The 13062-nt window shown below is 71.0% G+C and carries 11 protein-coding genes and 1 pseudogene; 6 read left to right on the top strand and 6 right to left on the bottom strand.

What is annotated here, in order from left to right; genetic code table 11:
- Nucleotides 1–415: 415 nt before the first annotated feature.
- Genes ACFYPJ_RS21460 through ACFYPJ_RS21450 form a run of 3 tightly spaced genes read left to right on the top strand, consistent with a single transcriptional unit; the run spans nucleotide 416 to nucleotide 2712 of the window.
- Nucleotides 416–1582: a glycoside hydrolase family 105 protein gene (locus ACFYPJ_RS21460; protein ID WP_389019337.1), complete on the top strand. Its 1167-nt coding sequence runs from the start codon at nucleotides 416–418 to the stop codon at nucleotides 1580–1582.
- Between the two features lie 4 nt (nucleotides 1583–1586).
- On the top strand, nucleotides 1587–2375 hold the full coding sequence (locus ACFYPJ_RS21455) for a Tat pathway signal sequence domain protein (protein ID WP_389019334.1): 789 nt from the start codon (nucleotides 1587–1589) through the stop codon (nucleotides 2373–2375).
- Nucleotides 2376–2397: 22 nt separating this feature from the next.
- The gene (locus tag ACFYPJ_RS21450) at nucleotides 2398–2712 is read left to right on the top strand and encodes a PQQ-dependent sugar dehydrogenase (protein WP_389019332.1); all 315 of its coding nucleotides are present in this window, start codon (nucleotides 2398–2400) and stop codon (nucleotides 2710–2712) included.
- Here the strand turns inward: ACFYPJ_RS21450 and ACFYPJ_RS21445 are convergent.
- Together ACFYPJ_RS21445 and ACFYPJ_RS21440 are read right to left on the bottom strand one after the other, a co-directional pair.
- Nucleotides 2612–4438 (bottom strand): AMP-dependent synthetase/ligase, encoded by a 1827-nt coding sequence (locus tag ACFYPJ_RS21445; RefSeq protein WP_389019329.1) that lies wholly within the window; start codon nucleotides 4436–4438, stop codon nucleotides 2612–2614. The genes ACFYPJ_RS21450 and ACFYPJ_RS21445 overlap by 101 nt on opposite strands.
- Nucleotides 4439–4783: 345 nt before the next feature.
- Nucleotides 4784–5653: a LysR substrate-binding domain-containing protein gene (locus tag ACFYPJ_RS21440; protein WP_389019326.1), complete on the bottom strand. Its 870-nt coding sequence runs from the start codon at nucleotides 5651–5653 to the stop codon at nucleotides 4784–4786.
- Nucleotides 5654–5825: 172 nt separating this feature from the next.
- Between ACFYPJ_RS21440 and ACFYPJ_RS21435 the strand changes: the two genes are divergently transcribed.
- Nucleotides 5826–6842 (top strand): bile acid:sodium symporter family protein, encoded by a 1017-nt coding sequence (locus ACFYPJ_RS21435; protein ID WP_389019695.1) that lies wholly within the window; start codon nucleotides 5826–5828, stop codon nucleotides 6840–6842.
- A gap of 18 nt (nucleotides 6843–6860) precedes the next feature.
- Here ACFYPJ_RS21435 and ACFYPJ_RS21430 read toward each other — a convergent pair whose 3' ends face one another.
- From ACFYPJ_RS21430 to ACFYPJ_RS21415, 4 genes and pseudogenes are all read right to left on the bottom strand, one after another.
- Complete coding sequence (locus tag ACFYPJ_RS21430; RefSeq protein ID WP_389019323.1) at nucleotides 6861–8819, bottom strand: exo-alpha-sialidase; 1959 nt, start codon at nucleotides 8817–8819, stop codon at nucleotides 6861–6863.
- Nucleotides 8820–9243: 424 nt separating this feature from the next.
- Nucleotides 9244–10131 carry a formate dehydrogenase accessory sulfurtransferase FdhD gene (gene fdhD / locus ACFYPJ_RS21425; protein ID WP_389019319.1) on the bottom strand — a complete coding sequence of 296 codons (888 nt, stop codon included), beginning with the start codon at nucleotides 10129–10131 and terminating at the stop codon, nucleotides 9244–9246.
- 4 nt (nucleotides 10132–10135) lie between these two features.
- Nucleotides 10136–10251, bottom strand: a pseudogene (locus ACFYPJ_RS21420) (Fe-S-binding domain-containing protein); the annotation flags it as partial.
- 170 nt (nucleotides 10252–10421) lie between these two features.
- On the bottom strand, nucleotides 10422–11393 hold the full coding sequence (locus ACFYPJ_RS21415) for a 2-dehydropantoate 2-reductase (protein WP_389019316.1): 972 nt from the start codon (nucleotides 11391–11393) through the stop codon (nucleotides 10422–10424).
- A gap of 204 nt (nucleotides 11394–11597) precedes the next feature.
- Here ACFYPJ_RS21415 and ACFYPJ_RS21410 point away from each other — a divergent pair, with 204 nt between their 5' ends.
- Both ACFYPJ_RS21410 and ACFYPJ_RS21405 read left to right on the top strand, forming a co-directional pair.
- A complete protein-coding gene (locus tag ACFYPJ_RS21410; protein ID WP_389019314.1) occupies nucleotides 11598–12929 on the top strand; it encodes an OFA family MFS transporter in 1332 nt (443 codons plus the stop codon).
- Complete coding sequence (locus ACFYPJ_RS21405; protein WP_389019311.1) at nucleotides 12904–13032, top strand: hypothetical protein; 129 nt, start codon at nucleotides 12904–12906, stop codon at nucleotides 13030–13032. The genes ACFYPJ_RS21410 and ACFYPJ_RS21405 overlap by 26 nt, the downstream gene beginning before the upstream one ends.
- The last annotated feature ends 30 nt before the right edge of the window (nucleotides 13033–13062 follow it).

Raw genomic sequence — 13062 nt, 5'->3', positions numbered from 1 at the left:
GCTGCTTCCACCGTTTCCATCGTGAACGAGTACCGGCGGACCCGCACTCCTGGAGGCGGCGGCCGCCCCCCAGGGCCGAAGGGCCGGAAAGAATGGCCGGAACGCATCCGATGTCAGCGTTCCGGACCATTGACCGGGGGCAGCCGTACCGGGACTCTGTATCGCATCGTCGGACGCAATGTTGAATTCGATACACGTATGTGAACTCTCCCGTGAGCCCAGCGCCTCTCTGCGCACTGAGATCCCCCACCTCAGGAAAGCGGGTACGTGCACATGAACGACATCCTGCCCCGGCCTCCCTTTCGGGGACCGTCGGACGGAACAGCCCGGTGCGCAGACATCGGATGAAAAGGCCCGGCTTCCGCCCTGCTGACACCGCCGCGGGGTGCGCATACGCCCATCGCGAAGGAGGACCATGACACGCCGACGTCTGCGGGCGGCCCTGACGACCGTCGCGCTCACTGCCACCGCGCTGGTCGCGCTGCCCACGGCCGCCCCCGCGGCCCCGGCCCGGCCCGCCGCCCCCGACTGGTCCACGGCCATGGTCGACTCCACCATGGCCCGCTACACGCCGAGCACCATCGGCGGCTGGTCGTACCCGGTCGGGCTCTACCTCTACGGCCAGTACCTCACCTACCGGCGCACCCACGAGCCCCGCTACCTCGCCTACCTCAAGGAGTACGTGGACCGCTTCGTGGCCGCGGACGGCTCCATCAACCAGTCCTTCGGCAGCCTCGACAGCATGCAGGCGGGCCGGCTCCTGGTGATCCTGCACCATGAGACCGGCGAGGAGCGCTACCGCACGGCGGCCGAAAAGATCGTCACCAGGCTGGCCGCCTACCCGCGCACCGATGACGGCGGCTTCTGGCACGCCGACACCGCGAGCCGCGCCCACCAGCTCTGGGCGGACGGCGTCTACATGGTGAACCCGTTCCTCGTCGAGTACGGCGCGGAGTTCGGCGACCGCGCCCGCGTCGACGACGAGGCGGCCCGGCAACTGGCCGTCTACGGCGGCCATCTCCAGGTCGCGAACGGCCTGTTGCGGCACGCCTACGACGAGTCGAGGACCACGGCCTGGGCCGATCCGGCCACCGGGCTCGCCCCCGAGCACTGGTGCCGGGCGGTCGGCTGGTACTCGATGGCGCTCGTCGACGTCCTCGACGCGATCCCCGCCCACCACCCCCGGCGGCCCGAACTCCTCGGCATCTTCAAGAAGCTGGCCGCCGGTCTGCAGAAGTACCAGGATCCGGCGAGCGGACGCTGGTTCCAGGTGATGGACGCGGGCGCCCGCGCCGACAACTGGACCGAGACGTCCTGTTCCAGCATGTTCACCTACGCCCTGGACCGCGGTGTGCAACAGGGCTACCTCCAGCCGCACTTCGAGGCGGTCGCCCGGCGCGGCTACGCGGGCGTCCTCGCGAAGCTGTCGGTCGGCGCGGACGGCCGCACGAACCTCGCCGACATCTCCGTCGGGACCAACGTGGGCGACTACGCGTACTACGTCGCCCGTGGCCGGGCCGTGAACGACTTCCACGGACTCGGCGCATTTCTGATCATGAACGAGCAGATGCGAGGTGATTAGTGTCATGAGCACATCCAGAAGGGCGCTGCTGGGCGCCGCGCTCGGCGGTGCGGCCACGGCCGCCGTCGGTCTGCCGGCCCAGCCGGCCGCGGCGGCGTCCTGGCAGCTCGTATGGTCGCCGTCGGCGAGCGACGACGGACTCGGTGCCTTCGAGACCGTCGAGGACGACCGCGCCGACTCCCACCCGGCCGGACAGCCCCACATCCACGCGACCGGCGACAACTGGCGCTTCAACATGCACACGGCCGACCGGGACACCTCGACCGACCGGCAGCGCCAGGAGGTCACCGGCCTGCGCAACGGCAGCGGCAGCGACTACCTCAAGTGGACCGAGGGCCAGACCTGGCGGGTCACGTACTCGATGTACATTCCCAGCTCGCTCAAGGCGACCACCACCTTCACCCACATCATGCAGATGAAGCAGCCCGGCACCGGCACCTCGCCGATCGTCGTGCAGTCGCTGCGCCGGGTGAACGGCGTCCAGACCATCGAGTTGAAGCTCGCCATCGACGACATCCTGGTCGGACGCACCGATCTGGCGCCGTTGCACGACACCTGGACCGACGTCGACTTCCAGATCAAGGTCGGCGACGGGACGGCGGGTTCGGTCCGCTGGATCCTCAAGAGCGGCTCCACGACCGTCATCGACAAGTCGCTGACCGGCGTCGACACCTTCCTGGCCGACCGGGTCCGGCCGAAGTGGGGCATCTACCGCTCCCTCGGCGACACCTCGGGCTCGCTGCAGGACACCTATCTCCTGCTCACCAACCTGCACGGCTACCGACTGAGCTGAGCGGCGGACCTGACGCCGAGGAGTGACGGACGGTGCGCCGGCCCCCGGCAACCCGTTCGGCACCTACGTCTACAGCTACGGCCACCGCAACCCGCAGGGTCTGGTCCTCGACCGCAACGGACGGCTGTGGGAGGCGGAGTTCGGCAACAGCTCAGCCGCGGACGGCCGGCTGCCGCGGCGCCGCCCGTCCGCGGCGGACTCCGTACGGTCCGTTCCCCGGGGCGCTCTGTGCCGGCTCACGCCCGGTACAGCGCCTCCACCTCGTTCGCGTACGCGTTCTCGATCGCCTTGCGCTTCAGCTTCATCGACGGTGTCAGCAGGCCGTGTTCCTCGGTGAACGGCTGGGCCAGGATGCGGAAGGTACGGATCGACTCCGCCTGCGAGACCAGGGTGTTGGCGGCCACCACCGCGCGCCGCACCTCGGTCTCCAGATCCGCGTCGCGGACCAGCTGCGCGGGCGACAGCTGCGGCTTGCCGCGCATCGACAGCCAGTGCTCGATCGCCTCGTGGTCGAGGGTGATCAGGGCGGCGATGTACGGCCGGTCGTTGCCGACAACGATGCACTGGTTGACCAGCGGATGGTCGCGGACGCGCTCCTCCAGCACCCCGGGCGAGACGCTCTTGCCGCCGGAGGTCACCAGGATCTCCTTCTTGCGGCCGGTGATGGTCAGATAGCCGTCCTCGTCCAGGGCACCCAGGTCGCCGGTGGCCAGCCAGCCGTCGTGCAGGGTCCCGTCGGTGGCCTTCTGGTTGTTGAGGTAGCCCTTGAAGACGTTGTCCCCGTGCAGCCAGATCTCCCCGTCGTCCGCGATGTGCACGGTCATGCCCGGGATGGGCTGGCCGACGGTGCCGTAGCGGGTGCGCTCGGGCGGGTTGGCGGTGGCGGCGGCCGTCGACTCGGTGAGGCCGTAGCCCTCGTAGACCTGCACGCCCGCGCCCGCGAAGAACAGCCCGAGCCTGCGGTCCATGCCCGAGCCGCCGGACATCGCGTTCCGGATCCGGCCGCCCATGGCCGCACGGACCTTGGCGAAGACGAGCTTGTCGAAGATCTGGTGCTGCACGCGCAACGAGGCCGAGGGCCCGGGACCGGTGCCCCATGCCTTCGCCTCCATCGCGTCCGCGTACCGCACCGCGATCTCGACCGCCTTCTCGAACGGCCCGGCCTTGCCCTCCTTCTCGGCCTTGCGCCGCGAGGCGTTGAACACCTTCTCGAAGATGTACGGCACCGCGAGGATGAACGTCGGCTTGAACGCCTGCAGATCGGGCAGCAGGGCGGCGGCGTTGAGCTGCGGCTGGTGTCCGAAGCGCACCCCGCCGCGGATCGCGGCGATCTCCACCATCCGTCCGAAGACGTGCGCGAGCGGCAGGAACAGCAGGGTCGCCGCCTCGTCGCCCTTCTTGGAGTGGAACACCGGCTCCCAGCGCTCGATGACGGTCTCCGCCTCGAACGCGAAGTTGCCGTGCGTGAGGACGCAGCCCTTGGGGCGGCCCGTCGTCCCCGAGGTGTAGATGATCGTGGCGACCGAGTCCGGGGTGACCGCACGGCGGTGCCGGTGCACCATCTCGTCGTCGAGGTGCGCGCCCGCGTCGTACAGCTCCTGCACGGCGCCCGAGTCCAGCTGCCACAGCTGGCGCAGCCGAGGCAGCCGGTCGATGACGGTGGCGATCGTCATCGCGTGGTCCTCGTGCTCGACGATCGCCGCGGACACCTCCGCGTCGTACAGCATCCAGAAGCACTGCTCGGCCGACGAGGTGGGGTAGACCGGCACCACCTGGGCGCCGATCGCCCACAGTGCGTAGTCGAAGAGGGTCCACTCGTAGCGGGTGCGGGACATGATCGCGACCCGGTCGCCGAACCGGACGCCCCGGGCGAGCATTCCCTTGGCGAGGGCGAGGACCTCGTCACGGAACTCGGCGGAGGTCACGTCCCGCCACTGCCCCGAATCGTCCTTGCGCCCGAGCGCCACATGGAGGGGGTCCCGGACGGCATGCTCGAAAACGACGTCGGCCAGACCACCCACCGGTGGCGCCGACGCCAACGGAGGGTTGGTGAACTTGCGCAAACCCCGCTCCCGCTCCTTCGGTGGCGCTCCGTACGGCGCCGTGAAAGCTACCCCACCGTTTGGCCGAATGGGAGGGGGCGCGAAAGCGGCCAATGCGCCTTTTCCGTACGGTCGCGCCCGGGAGAAAACACGCACACGGGGAAGGGGCGGACAGTTTACTTACGGTTGAGTAAGTCTCGGTGGCGTAATCTCCACTGAATCTGTACGGCCCGATTACGGGGGTTTGAGGACGCGTGATCGTCGTCCCGGCCGGGCGGCAGCACACACCTCAAGCGCCTGGAGCAGGCCGCGGACGACCGGTGGTCCGGAGCTGCGCCTTCTCGGCCCTTCGCGCGGCCGGAGGGTTCAGGCGCCGCGCCGGTGCAGGCGTTCTCCGCCGCTCAGGATCGCCGACGCCAGTGCGTCCGCCGCGTTCCGCGCCGGGGTGCGGTCGCGGCCGTGGAGCAGGACGAAGTCGACGTTGCCCAGTTCCGGCAGTCCCGCCCGGTCCGGCACCCGGAACAGTCCGGGCGGGACCAGGCCCCGTGAGTGCGCCATCACGCCGAGCCCGGCCCGGGCCGCCGCGATGAGGCCGTTGAGGCTGCCGCTGGTGCACACGATGCGCCACGGACGGCCCTCCCGCTCCAGCGCCTCCAGCGCCTGGGCGCGGGTGATGCCCGGCGGCGGGAACACGATGAGCGGCACCGGCCGGTCCGGGTCCAGACGGAGCCGCTCCGCGCCGATCCACACCAGTTCGTCGTGCCAGACCAGTTCGCCCCGCGGATCGTCCGGCCGCCGCTTGGCCAGCACCAGGTCCAGCTTCCCGGCGGCCAGCTGCTCGTGCAGCGTGCCGGACAGTTCGACCGTCAGCTCCAGGTCGACCTCGGGGTGGTCGTACCGGAAGCCCTCCAGGATCTCGGGCAGCCGGGTCAGCACGAAGTCCTCCGACGCGCCGAAGCGCAGCCGGCCGCGCACCCGCGTCCCCGTGAAGAAGACCGTCGCCTGCTCGTGCACCTCCAGGATCCGGCGCGCGAAGCTGAGCATCGCCTCGCCGTCCTCGGTCAGCTCCACGGAGTGGGTGTCGCGGGTGAACAGCTGGCGTCCGGTGGCGTCCTCCAGCCGCCGCACGTGCTGGCTGACGGTGGACTGGCGCAGCCCCTGCCGCCTGGCGGCCTGCGTGAAGCTGAGCGTCTGGGCCACCGCGAGGAAGGTCCGAAGGTGGGAGGGCTCGTACACGGCGTCAGGATATCGCGAGGATATCGCGGGACATGATGACAGTGAGAGCAGTATGCCGGATTCCCGATCGCCGTTCCGGAGAGGACGATGGAGAGGGGTCCTGCGACCCTTGATCACCGCCATGACGCACAGCAAGTGGAGCACCGTGAGACGCCTGCACTGGCCGAGTTGGATGCCGATCGACAAGTTCATCCTGCTGCTGCTCGGGACGGTGGGGCTCGCGGCCATACTGCCCGCCCGGGGTGCGGGCGCCACCGCGGCCTCCGGCGCCGCCACCGCCGCGATCGCCTTCCTCTTCTTCCTCTACGGCGCCCGCCTGTCCACCCGCGAGGCGATCGACGGGCTCCGCCACTGGCGGCTCCACATCACTGTCCTGGCCTGCACCTTCGTCCTCTTCCCGGTGCTCGGGCTGGCCGCCCGCGGGCTGGTGCCGGTGCTGCTCAGCTCCTCGCTCTACCAGGGACTGCTGTTCCTCACCCTGGTGCCGTCGACGATCCAGTCGTCGATCGCGTTCACCTCGATCGCCCGCGGCAACGTGCCCGCCGCGATCTGCGCCGGTTCCTTCTCCTCGCTGGTCGGCATCGTGCTCACCCCGCTGCTCGCGGCGGCGCTGCTCGGCAACAGCGGCGGCGGGTTCTCCGCCGACTCGCTGTTGAAGATCGTGCTCCAGCTGCTGGTGCCCTTCCTCGCCGGACAGCTGCTGCGTCCCTGGATCGGCGACTTCGTCACCCGGCACAAGAAGGTGCTCGCCGTCTTCGACCGCGGCTCGATCCTCCTGGTCGTCTACACCGCGTTCAGTGAGGGCGTGGTCCAGGGGATCTGGCACCAGGTGAGCCCCGCCCGGCTGGGCGGCCTGCTGGTCGTCGAGGCCGCCCTGCTCGCCGTGATGCTGCTGCTGACCTGGTACGGGGCCAAGGCGCTGCGGTTCGGACGCGCGGACCGGATCGCGATCCAGTTCGCCGGTTCGAAGAAGTCCCTCGCCTCCGGGCTGCCCATGGCGAGCGTCCTGTTCGGCGCGCACGCCTCGCTGGCCGTGCTGCCCCTGATGCTTTTCCACCAGATGCAGCTCATGGTCTGCGCGGTCATCGCCAAGCGGCGGGCGCGTGACCCCGACGCGGAGCTGACGGCCGACGCCGGGCCGGCCGGGGCGGCACCCGCCGCGGTCGGCCCGGGGACGCGTCACGGCTGACGCCCGCCGCCCGAGGCCTCAGGGAGCGGCGCCGGCCACCTGGTCCAGGGGCAGCCACAGCACGGTGTCCCGGGCGGAGCGCAGCACGCGCGGGTCGGACAGCTCCGCGTCGGCCAGCGCCCGGTCCCAGACGTGGACGTCGTCGATCGCGCCGGAGTAGAAGGCCCGGCCGTCCATGCGCTGGCCGATGTGCACACCGAACGGGGAGTTGCGGCTCACCGAGCCGGGCACATCGGCCACGGACGATGCCGCACCGTCCAGGACGAGGGTCAGCCGTCCGTTGCCGCGGCGCAGCACCAGGTGGTGCCAGCGGCCGTCGTTGTGGGCGCCGGGCGCGGCGACCGCCGCCGTCCGGACCGCCGTCGCGCCCTCCCGCACCGTGATCAGCCCGCGGACCCGGTCGCTCGCGGGCTCGCCGCGCAGCCACACCTGCGGCTGACCGGTGCCGATGCCGCCCATCCACAGCAGCGGCTGCTCGCCGCCCGCCGCCTTGGTGCGGAACCACAGCGACACGGTGAAGTCCCGGGTGCCGAGCGGGAGCCGGTCGCGGTACGGCAGGCGTACGGCGTCGTCGACGCCGTCGAACTCCAACGCGCCGCCCGCCACCCCGGCCGTCCGGGTGGCGCCGCCCAGCACCGCGGCGCGCGGGGCGCCGGGGGCGAGGTCGCGGGTGGTGGGGTCGGGGCCGCGGCGCGGACGCAGCCAGCCCTCGGTGAAGCGGGCGAAGCGGATCTCGTCGCGGGCGTCGGCCGCCCCGCCCTCGTACAGCAGCCCCACCGTGTTGTCCGCGACGGCGGCCAGGTCGGAGTAGCCGGACCAGTCGGTGGTGACGACCGTGCCGCGGTCCACGCTGTCCCAGGTGCGGCCGCCGTCGTAGGAGGAGCGGATCATCATCGTGCGGCGCCGGTCCGGGTCGCCGGGGCAGGCCAGCAGCAGCCGGCCGCCGAGTCGCAGCGTCGAGCACTGCACCTGGGGCGCGTACAGGTCCGGGAGGTCCCGGAAGGGGGCGGTGAAGCCGGTGCCGCCGTCGCTGCTGACCACCTGGGTGCGGTGGCCGAGGTCGGTGCCGTCCTGCTCCCGGCCGCTGACCAGGATCGAGCCGTCGGCGCGTTCGGCGAGCGCCATCTCGGACGGCTTCTGCCGGAAGGTGCCGTCGGCGGCGATCGGCCAGCTGTCCGTGGCACCGATCCGCCAGTGGCCGCCGCCGTCGTCACTGACGATGAGCGCCGCGTGGTTGGCCGTGACCCGGCTGCCGTTCCAGGTCTCGGTGTTGACGCCGAAGACGAGCCGTCCGGCGTACCGGCCGTGGCTGAGCTGGAGACCGTGCACGGGACCGGTCGCGTACCAGGAGTTCCAGTCGGCAGGCAGGATCTCGGGGCTCAGGTCGCGCGGCGCCGACCAGGTCAGGCCGTCGTCGTCGCTGTACTGCAGGTGCGGAGTGCGGTCGCAGGGCACGGAGCAGCTCCCGGCGTCCGTGCGGCCCGTGTTGTACGTCTGAGCGAGCAGGACCCGCCCCGTCCTGCGGTCCACGATCGGCGCCGGGTTGCCGTGGGTGTCGCCCGCGCCCTGGTTGACCACCTGGAGCGGGCCCCAGGTACGGCCGCCGTCGGTGGAACGCTTCAGGACGATGTCGATGTCCGCCGCGTCGCCGCAGTTGAGGACCCGGCCCTCGGCGAACGCGAGTAGCGTGCCGCGGGCCGTCCGGACCATCGCCGGGATACGGAAGCAGGCGTACCCCGGGTCCTGGGCCGCCTTGAAGAGGACCTGCTGCTCGAAGCTGCGGGCCCCGGGGGCCGTCCGGGCCTGTGTCGTGCGGGCCTGCGCAGCCTCGGCGTGCGTCGCCTGGGCGAGCGCGGGATGGGGCAGCAGCAACAGCGTGGCCGCCGTGACGACGGCGGCCAGAGCGGTTCTCGCGCGATGTCCCCTGCTCCTGCGCAGCCGGAGGCCCAGGGGGAGTGCACCGGTTCTCGGCGGCATGTGTGGCCAGTCCCTTCCTGCGTCGAGCCGTACGGGCATCGGGACATTCGGACATCCGACGTCCAACGTGCGCCTCTCAGACGTTAGTTGGCGTCGGCTCCGGGTCACAAGAACGGTGCGGCCATTCGGGGGGTACGCGCCCGGCGCACGCCGTTGACTTGCCGCCGGCCGCCGAACGCGACCCGCGTACGGACCTGTTGAACCGGGTAACGGACCGGGCGGCGGGTGGCGGGTCGGCGGACACCGGTGCCCCGGCGCACCACCCGGTCTCGGACCAGCGGCCCGTCCCCGTCCACGATCACCACCGAGCTGGTGCCGTACCCGCCGCACGTCAGCAATTGCCGGGCGGCCAGGCGCGGCGGGGCCCGTCGGCGCAGGGGGCGCTCCCCGCCGGGGGCCCCGCCGCCGTGACGCGGGGAACCGGTCAGCCCTTGGCGGCCGCGGTCCGCAGAGCGACCCGGGCCTCACCCGCGTACACGTTCATGGACCTGCCCCGAAGGAAACCCACCAGGGTCAGGCCGGTCTCGGCGGCCAGGTCCACTGCCAGCGACGACGGAGCCGAGACCGCCGCGAGCACCGGAATGCCCGCCATCACGGCCTTCTGCGCCAGCTCGAACGAGGCCCGGCCGGAGACTAGCAGGATCGAACGGGACAGCGGCAGGGTTCCGTTCTGCAGCGCTCGGCCGACCAGTTTGTCGACCGCGTTGTGCCGGCCCACGTCCTCCCGTACGTCCAGCAGTTCCCCGTCCTCGGTGAACAGGGCGGCCGCGTGCAGACCCCCGGTCCGGTCGAACACCCGCTGGGCCGCCCGCAGCCGGTCGGGGAGGCAGGCGAGCAGATCGGGGTCCACCCGGACCGGGGGAGTGTCGGCGATCGGCCAGCGGGCCGTCGTACGCACCGCGTCCAGGCTGGCCTTGCCGCACAGCCCGCACGAGGACGTCGTGTACACGTTCCGTTCCAGCGTGATGTCGGGCAGCACGACGCCGGGCGCGGTCTTCACGTCCACCACGTTGTAGGTGTTGGACCCGCCGCGAAGTCCTGTGCTTCCCTCGGACGGATCACCGCCCCCGTCGGTGGCGCCCGCGCAGTACACGATGTTCTGCAGGTCGGCGGCGGTGGCCAGGACGCCTTCGCTCACCAGGAAGCCGACGGCCAGCGCGAAGTCGTCGCCGGGTGTGCGCATGGTGATGGCGAGCTGTCTGCCGTTGAGCCTGATCTCCATCGGTTCCTCGGCGACCAGTGTGTCCGGCCGGGTGGAGACGGCCCCCTCGCGGATCCGGATCACCTTGCGCCGTTCCGTGACTCGTCCCATGTGATCAGCCCCGGTTCTGTACGTGCTGGCGGCCGAAACGGCCCTGGATGCGGAGGTTCTCGTGGGTCACCGGCTGTCGTACGGCGAAGTGACTTTCACCGTCTCATTGTCCTGCACGCGCGGGGCGGCGTCGCGGCCCGCCCGGCGGCAGACGCACGCGGTCGTCGTCCGGGCCGCTGCGGCCGGGGCGTGCCGGCGCCTCCTCGCAGCCCGCTCGCCGCGTCGGCTCGTCGCGCAGGTCGCGACGAGCGGGCGGGCGAGCCGGGAGGAGGCGCTCGGTAGCCGTGCGCTCACGCGGCGCTCCGCACCGCCAGCAGGTCCGAGATCGCGTGCACGGTGCGCAGGGTGGGCACGTCCACCTCGGTGATCTCCGCCAGTTCGACGACGGCCGCGAGCAGCACGTCGAGTTCGAGCGGTTTGCCGCGCTCCAGATCCTGGAGCGTGGAGGTGCGGTGGTCGCCGACGCGCTCCGCACCCGCGAGCCGGCGTTCGATGGAGACCCCGACCTCGCAGCCGAGGGCTTCGGCCACGGAGAGGGTCTCCCGCATCATGATCTCGATGACCCGCCGGGTGCCGCCGTGCAGGCACATCTGCCGCATCGTGGCCCGGGCCAGCGCGCTGATCGGATTGAAGGAGATGTTGCCGAGCAGCTTGAGCCAGATGTCGTTGCGCAGGTCCGGCTCCACCGGGCACTTCAGGCCGCCGGCCCGCATCGCCTCGCTGAAGTCCTGACAGCGTGGCGAGACGCTCCGGTCGGGCTCGCCGATGGAGAACCGGGTGCCCTCCAAGTGCCGCACCACTCCGGGGCCTTCGAGTTCGGTGGCGGCGTAGACGACGCAGCCGATGGCCCGTTCGGGCGCGAGCACCGCGCTGACCGTGCCGCCGGGGTCCACGCTCTCGACCCGGTGCCCGTCGTGAGGGCCGCCGTGCCGGTGGAAATACCACCACGGGATGCCGTTCTGGGCCGCGATCACGGCCGTCCGCTCGTGCAGCAGCGGTTCGATCAGCGGCCCGCACGCCGCATACGAATTGGCCTTCAGACCCAGGAAGACGAAGTCGACCGGGCCGACGTCGGCCGGGTCGTCGGTGGCGTGCGCCCGCGCGGTGAAGTCACCGCGCGGGCTCAGCACCCGTACTCCGTCCTGCCTCATGGCCGCGAGATTCGGTCCACGGGCGATGAGATGCACATCGGCGCCGGCGCGATGGAGCGCCGCACCGACGTAGGCGCCGATCGCTCCGGCGCCGAGAACTGCGACTTTCACGGGAACACTCCGTTCGGTTTGAGGGATACCGCGGAGGTGGGGGGTGGACGGTGAATCTTGTCGACGAAATATTGTCTACAGTATGGAAGGGGGGTCAGCAAGGGGACGGGCGGTGACCGTTCAACGCAGGTCGCATACCGCTCACCGCATACGATCGACCGGCTCCTTCTCAACTCGCGGGTGCCCTCCTTATGGTTCGCGATCATGAGCCCCCCTCTCGCACCGCGGGGATGGAGCCGCTGGCTCGTTCCGCCCGCGGCACTCTCCGTGCACCTGTCCATCGGCCAGGCCTACGCCTGGAGCGTTTTCAAGCCACCGCTCGAATCCGCGCTGCACCTCGACGGAACCCAGAGCGCGCTGCCCTTCCAGCTGGCGATCGTGATGCTCGGCCTGTCGGCGGCCTTCGGCGGCACCCTCGTGGAGCGCAACGGACCGCGCTGGGCGATGACCGTGGCCCTCGTCTGCTTCTCCTCGGGCTTCCTGATCTCCGCCCTGGGCGCCTGGACGCAGCAGTACTGGCTGATCGTCCTCGGCTACGGCTTCGTCGGCGGCATCGGTCTGGGCATCGGCTACATCTCGCCCGTCTCCACCCTGATCAAGTGGTTCCCGGACCGGCCCGGCATGGCCACCGGCATCGCCATCATGGGCTTCGGCGGCGGCGCGCTGATCGCCTCGCCCTGGTCGGCGCAGATGCTGGACTCCTTCGGCTCCGACCACACGGGGATCGCGCTCGCCTTCCTGGTGCACGGGCTGTCGTACGCCGTGTTCATGGCGCTCGGCGTGTTCCTCGTCCGGGTGCCGCGCCCCACGGAGCGTGCGGCGGCGGACGAGGGTCCGGGCCCCGTCGAAGGGGTTCAGGTGTCGGCCCGCAGCGCGGTGCGCACGCCGCAGTTCTGGCTCCTGTGGATCGTGCTCTGCACGAACGTGACCGCGGGCATCGGCATCCTGGAGAAGGCGGCGCCGATGATCACGGACTTCTTCGCGGACTCCAGCACACCTGTCTCGGCGTCCGCGGCGGCCGGGTTCGTCGCCCTGCTGTCGGCGGCCAACATGGCGGGCCGCATCGGCTGGTCCTCCGCCTCCGACCTCATCGGACGTAAGAACATCTACCGCGTCTACCTGGGCGTGGGCGCCCTGATGTACCTGGCGATCGCCCTGTTCGGAGACTCCGCCAAGCCGCTGTTCGTGCTGTGCGCGCTGGTGATCCTCTCCTTCTACGGCGGCGGTTTCGCGACCGTCCCCGCCTATTTGAAGGACCTGTTCGGCACCTACCAGGTGGGTGCCATCCACGGCCGGCTGCTCACCGCGTGGTCCACCGCGGGCGTGCTGGGCCCGCTGATCGTCAACTGGATCGCCGACCGCCAGGAATCGGCCGGCAAACACGGCGCGTCCCTGTACGGCCTGTCCTTCACCATCATGATCGGACTGCTGGTGATCGGGTTCGTCGCCAACGAACTCGTCCGCCCGGTCCATGCCCGCCACCACGTCACCGCGCCGAAGGAGGCCACCGATGTCCAACGAGAACAGCCCGCCTGACCGGCGCGGCCTGATCGTCCTCGCCTGGGTGTGGGTCGGCGCACCCCTGGTCTACGGCCTGTACGAGCTGGTCCAGAAGGCGACACAGCTGTTCACGGGGTGACGCGCGGGGCGCCCGGGGGATGATGGAAGC

Origin of the sequence: Streptomyces sp. NPDC006012 (genome assembly GCF_042871185.1) — a bacterium.
GTDB lineage: Bacteria > Actinomycetota > Actinomycetes > Streptomycetales > Streptomycetaceae > Streptomyces.
Note: the sequence above shows the minus strand (reverse complement) of the source record. Positions and strands in the feature narration are given on the sequence as shown.

Coding starts and splice junctions, on each gene's coding strand:
- ACFYPJ_RS21410 (WP_389019314.1), top strand. CDS start 11,598: ATGAGCCCCCCTCTCGCACCGCGGGGATGGAGCCGCTGGCTCGTTCCG.
- ACFYPJ_RS21405 (WP_389019311.1), top strand. CDS start 12,904: ATGTCCAACGAGAACAGCCCGCCTGACCGGCGCGGCCTGATCGTCCTC.
- ACFYPJ_RS21460 (WP_389019337.1), top strand. CDS start 416: ATGACACGCCGACGTCTGCGGGCGGCCCTGACGACCGTCGCGCTCACT.
- ACFYPJ_RS21430 (WP_389019323.1), bottom strand. CDS start 8,819: ATGCCGCCGAGAACCGGTGCACTCCCCCTGGGCCTCCGGCTGCGCAGG.
- fdhD (WP_389019319.1), bottom strand. CDS start 10,131: ATGGGACGAGTCACGGAACGGCGCAAGGTGATCCGGATCCGCGAGGGG.
- ACFYPJ_RS21435 (WP_389019695.1), top strand. CDS start 5,826: ATGCCGATCGACAAGTTCATCCTGCTGCTGCTCGGGACGGTGGGGCTC.
- ACFYPJ_RS21455 (WP_389019334.1), top strand. CDS start 1,587: ATGAGCACATCCAGAAGGGCGCTGCTGGGCGCCGCGCTCGGCGGTGCG.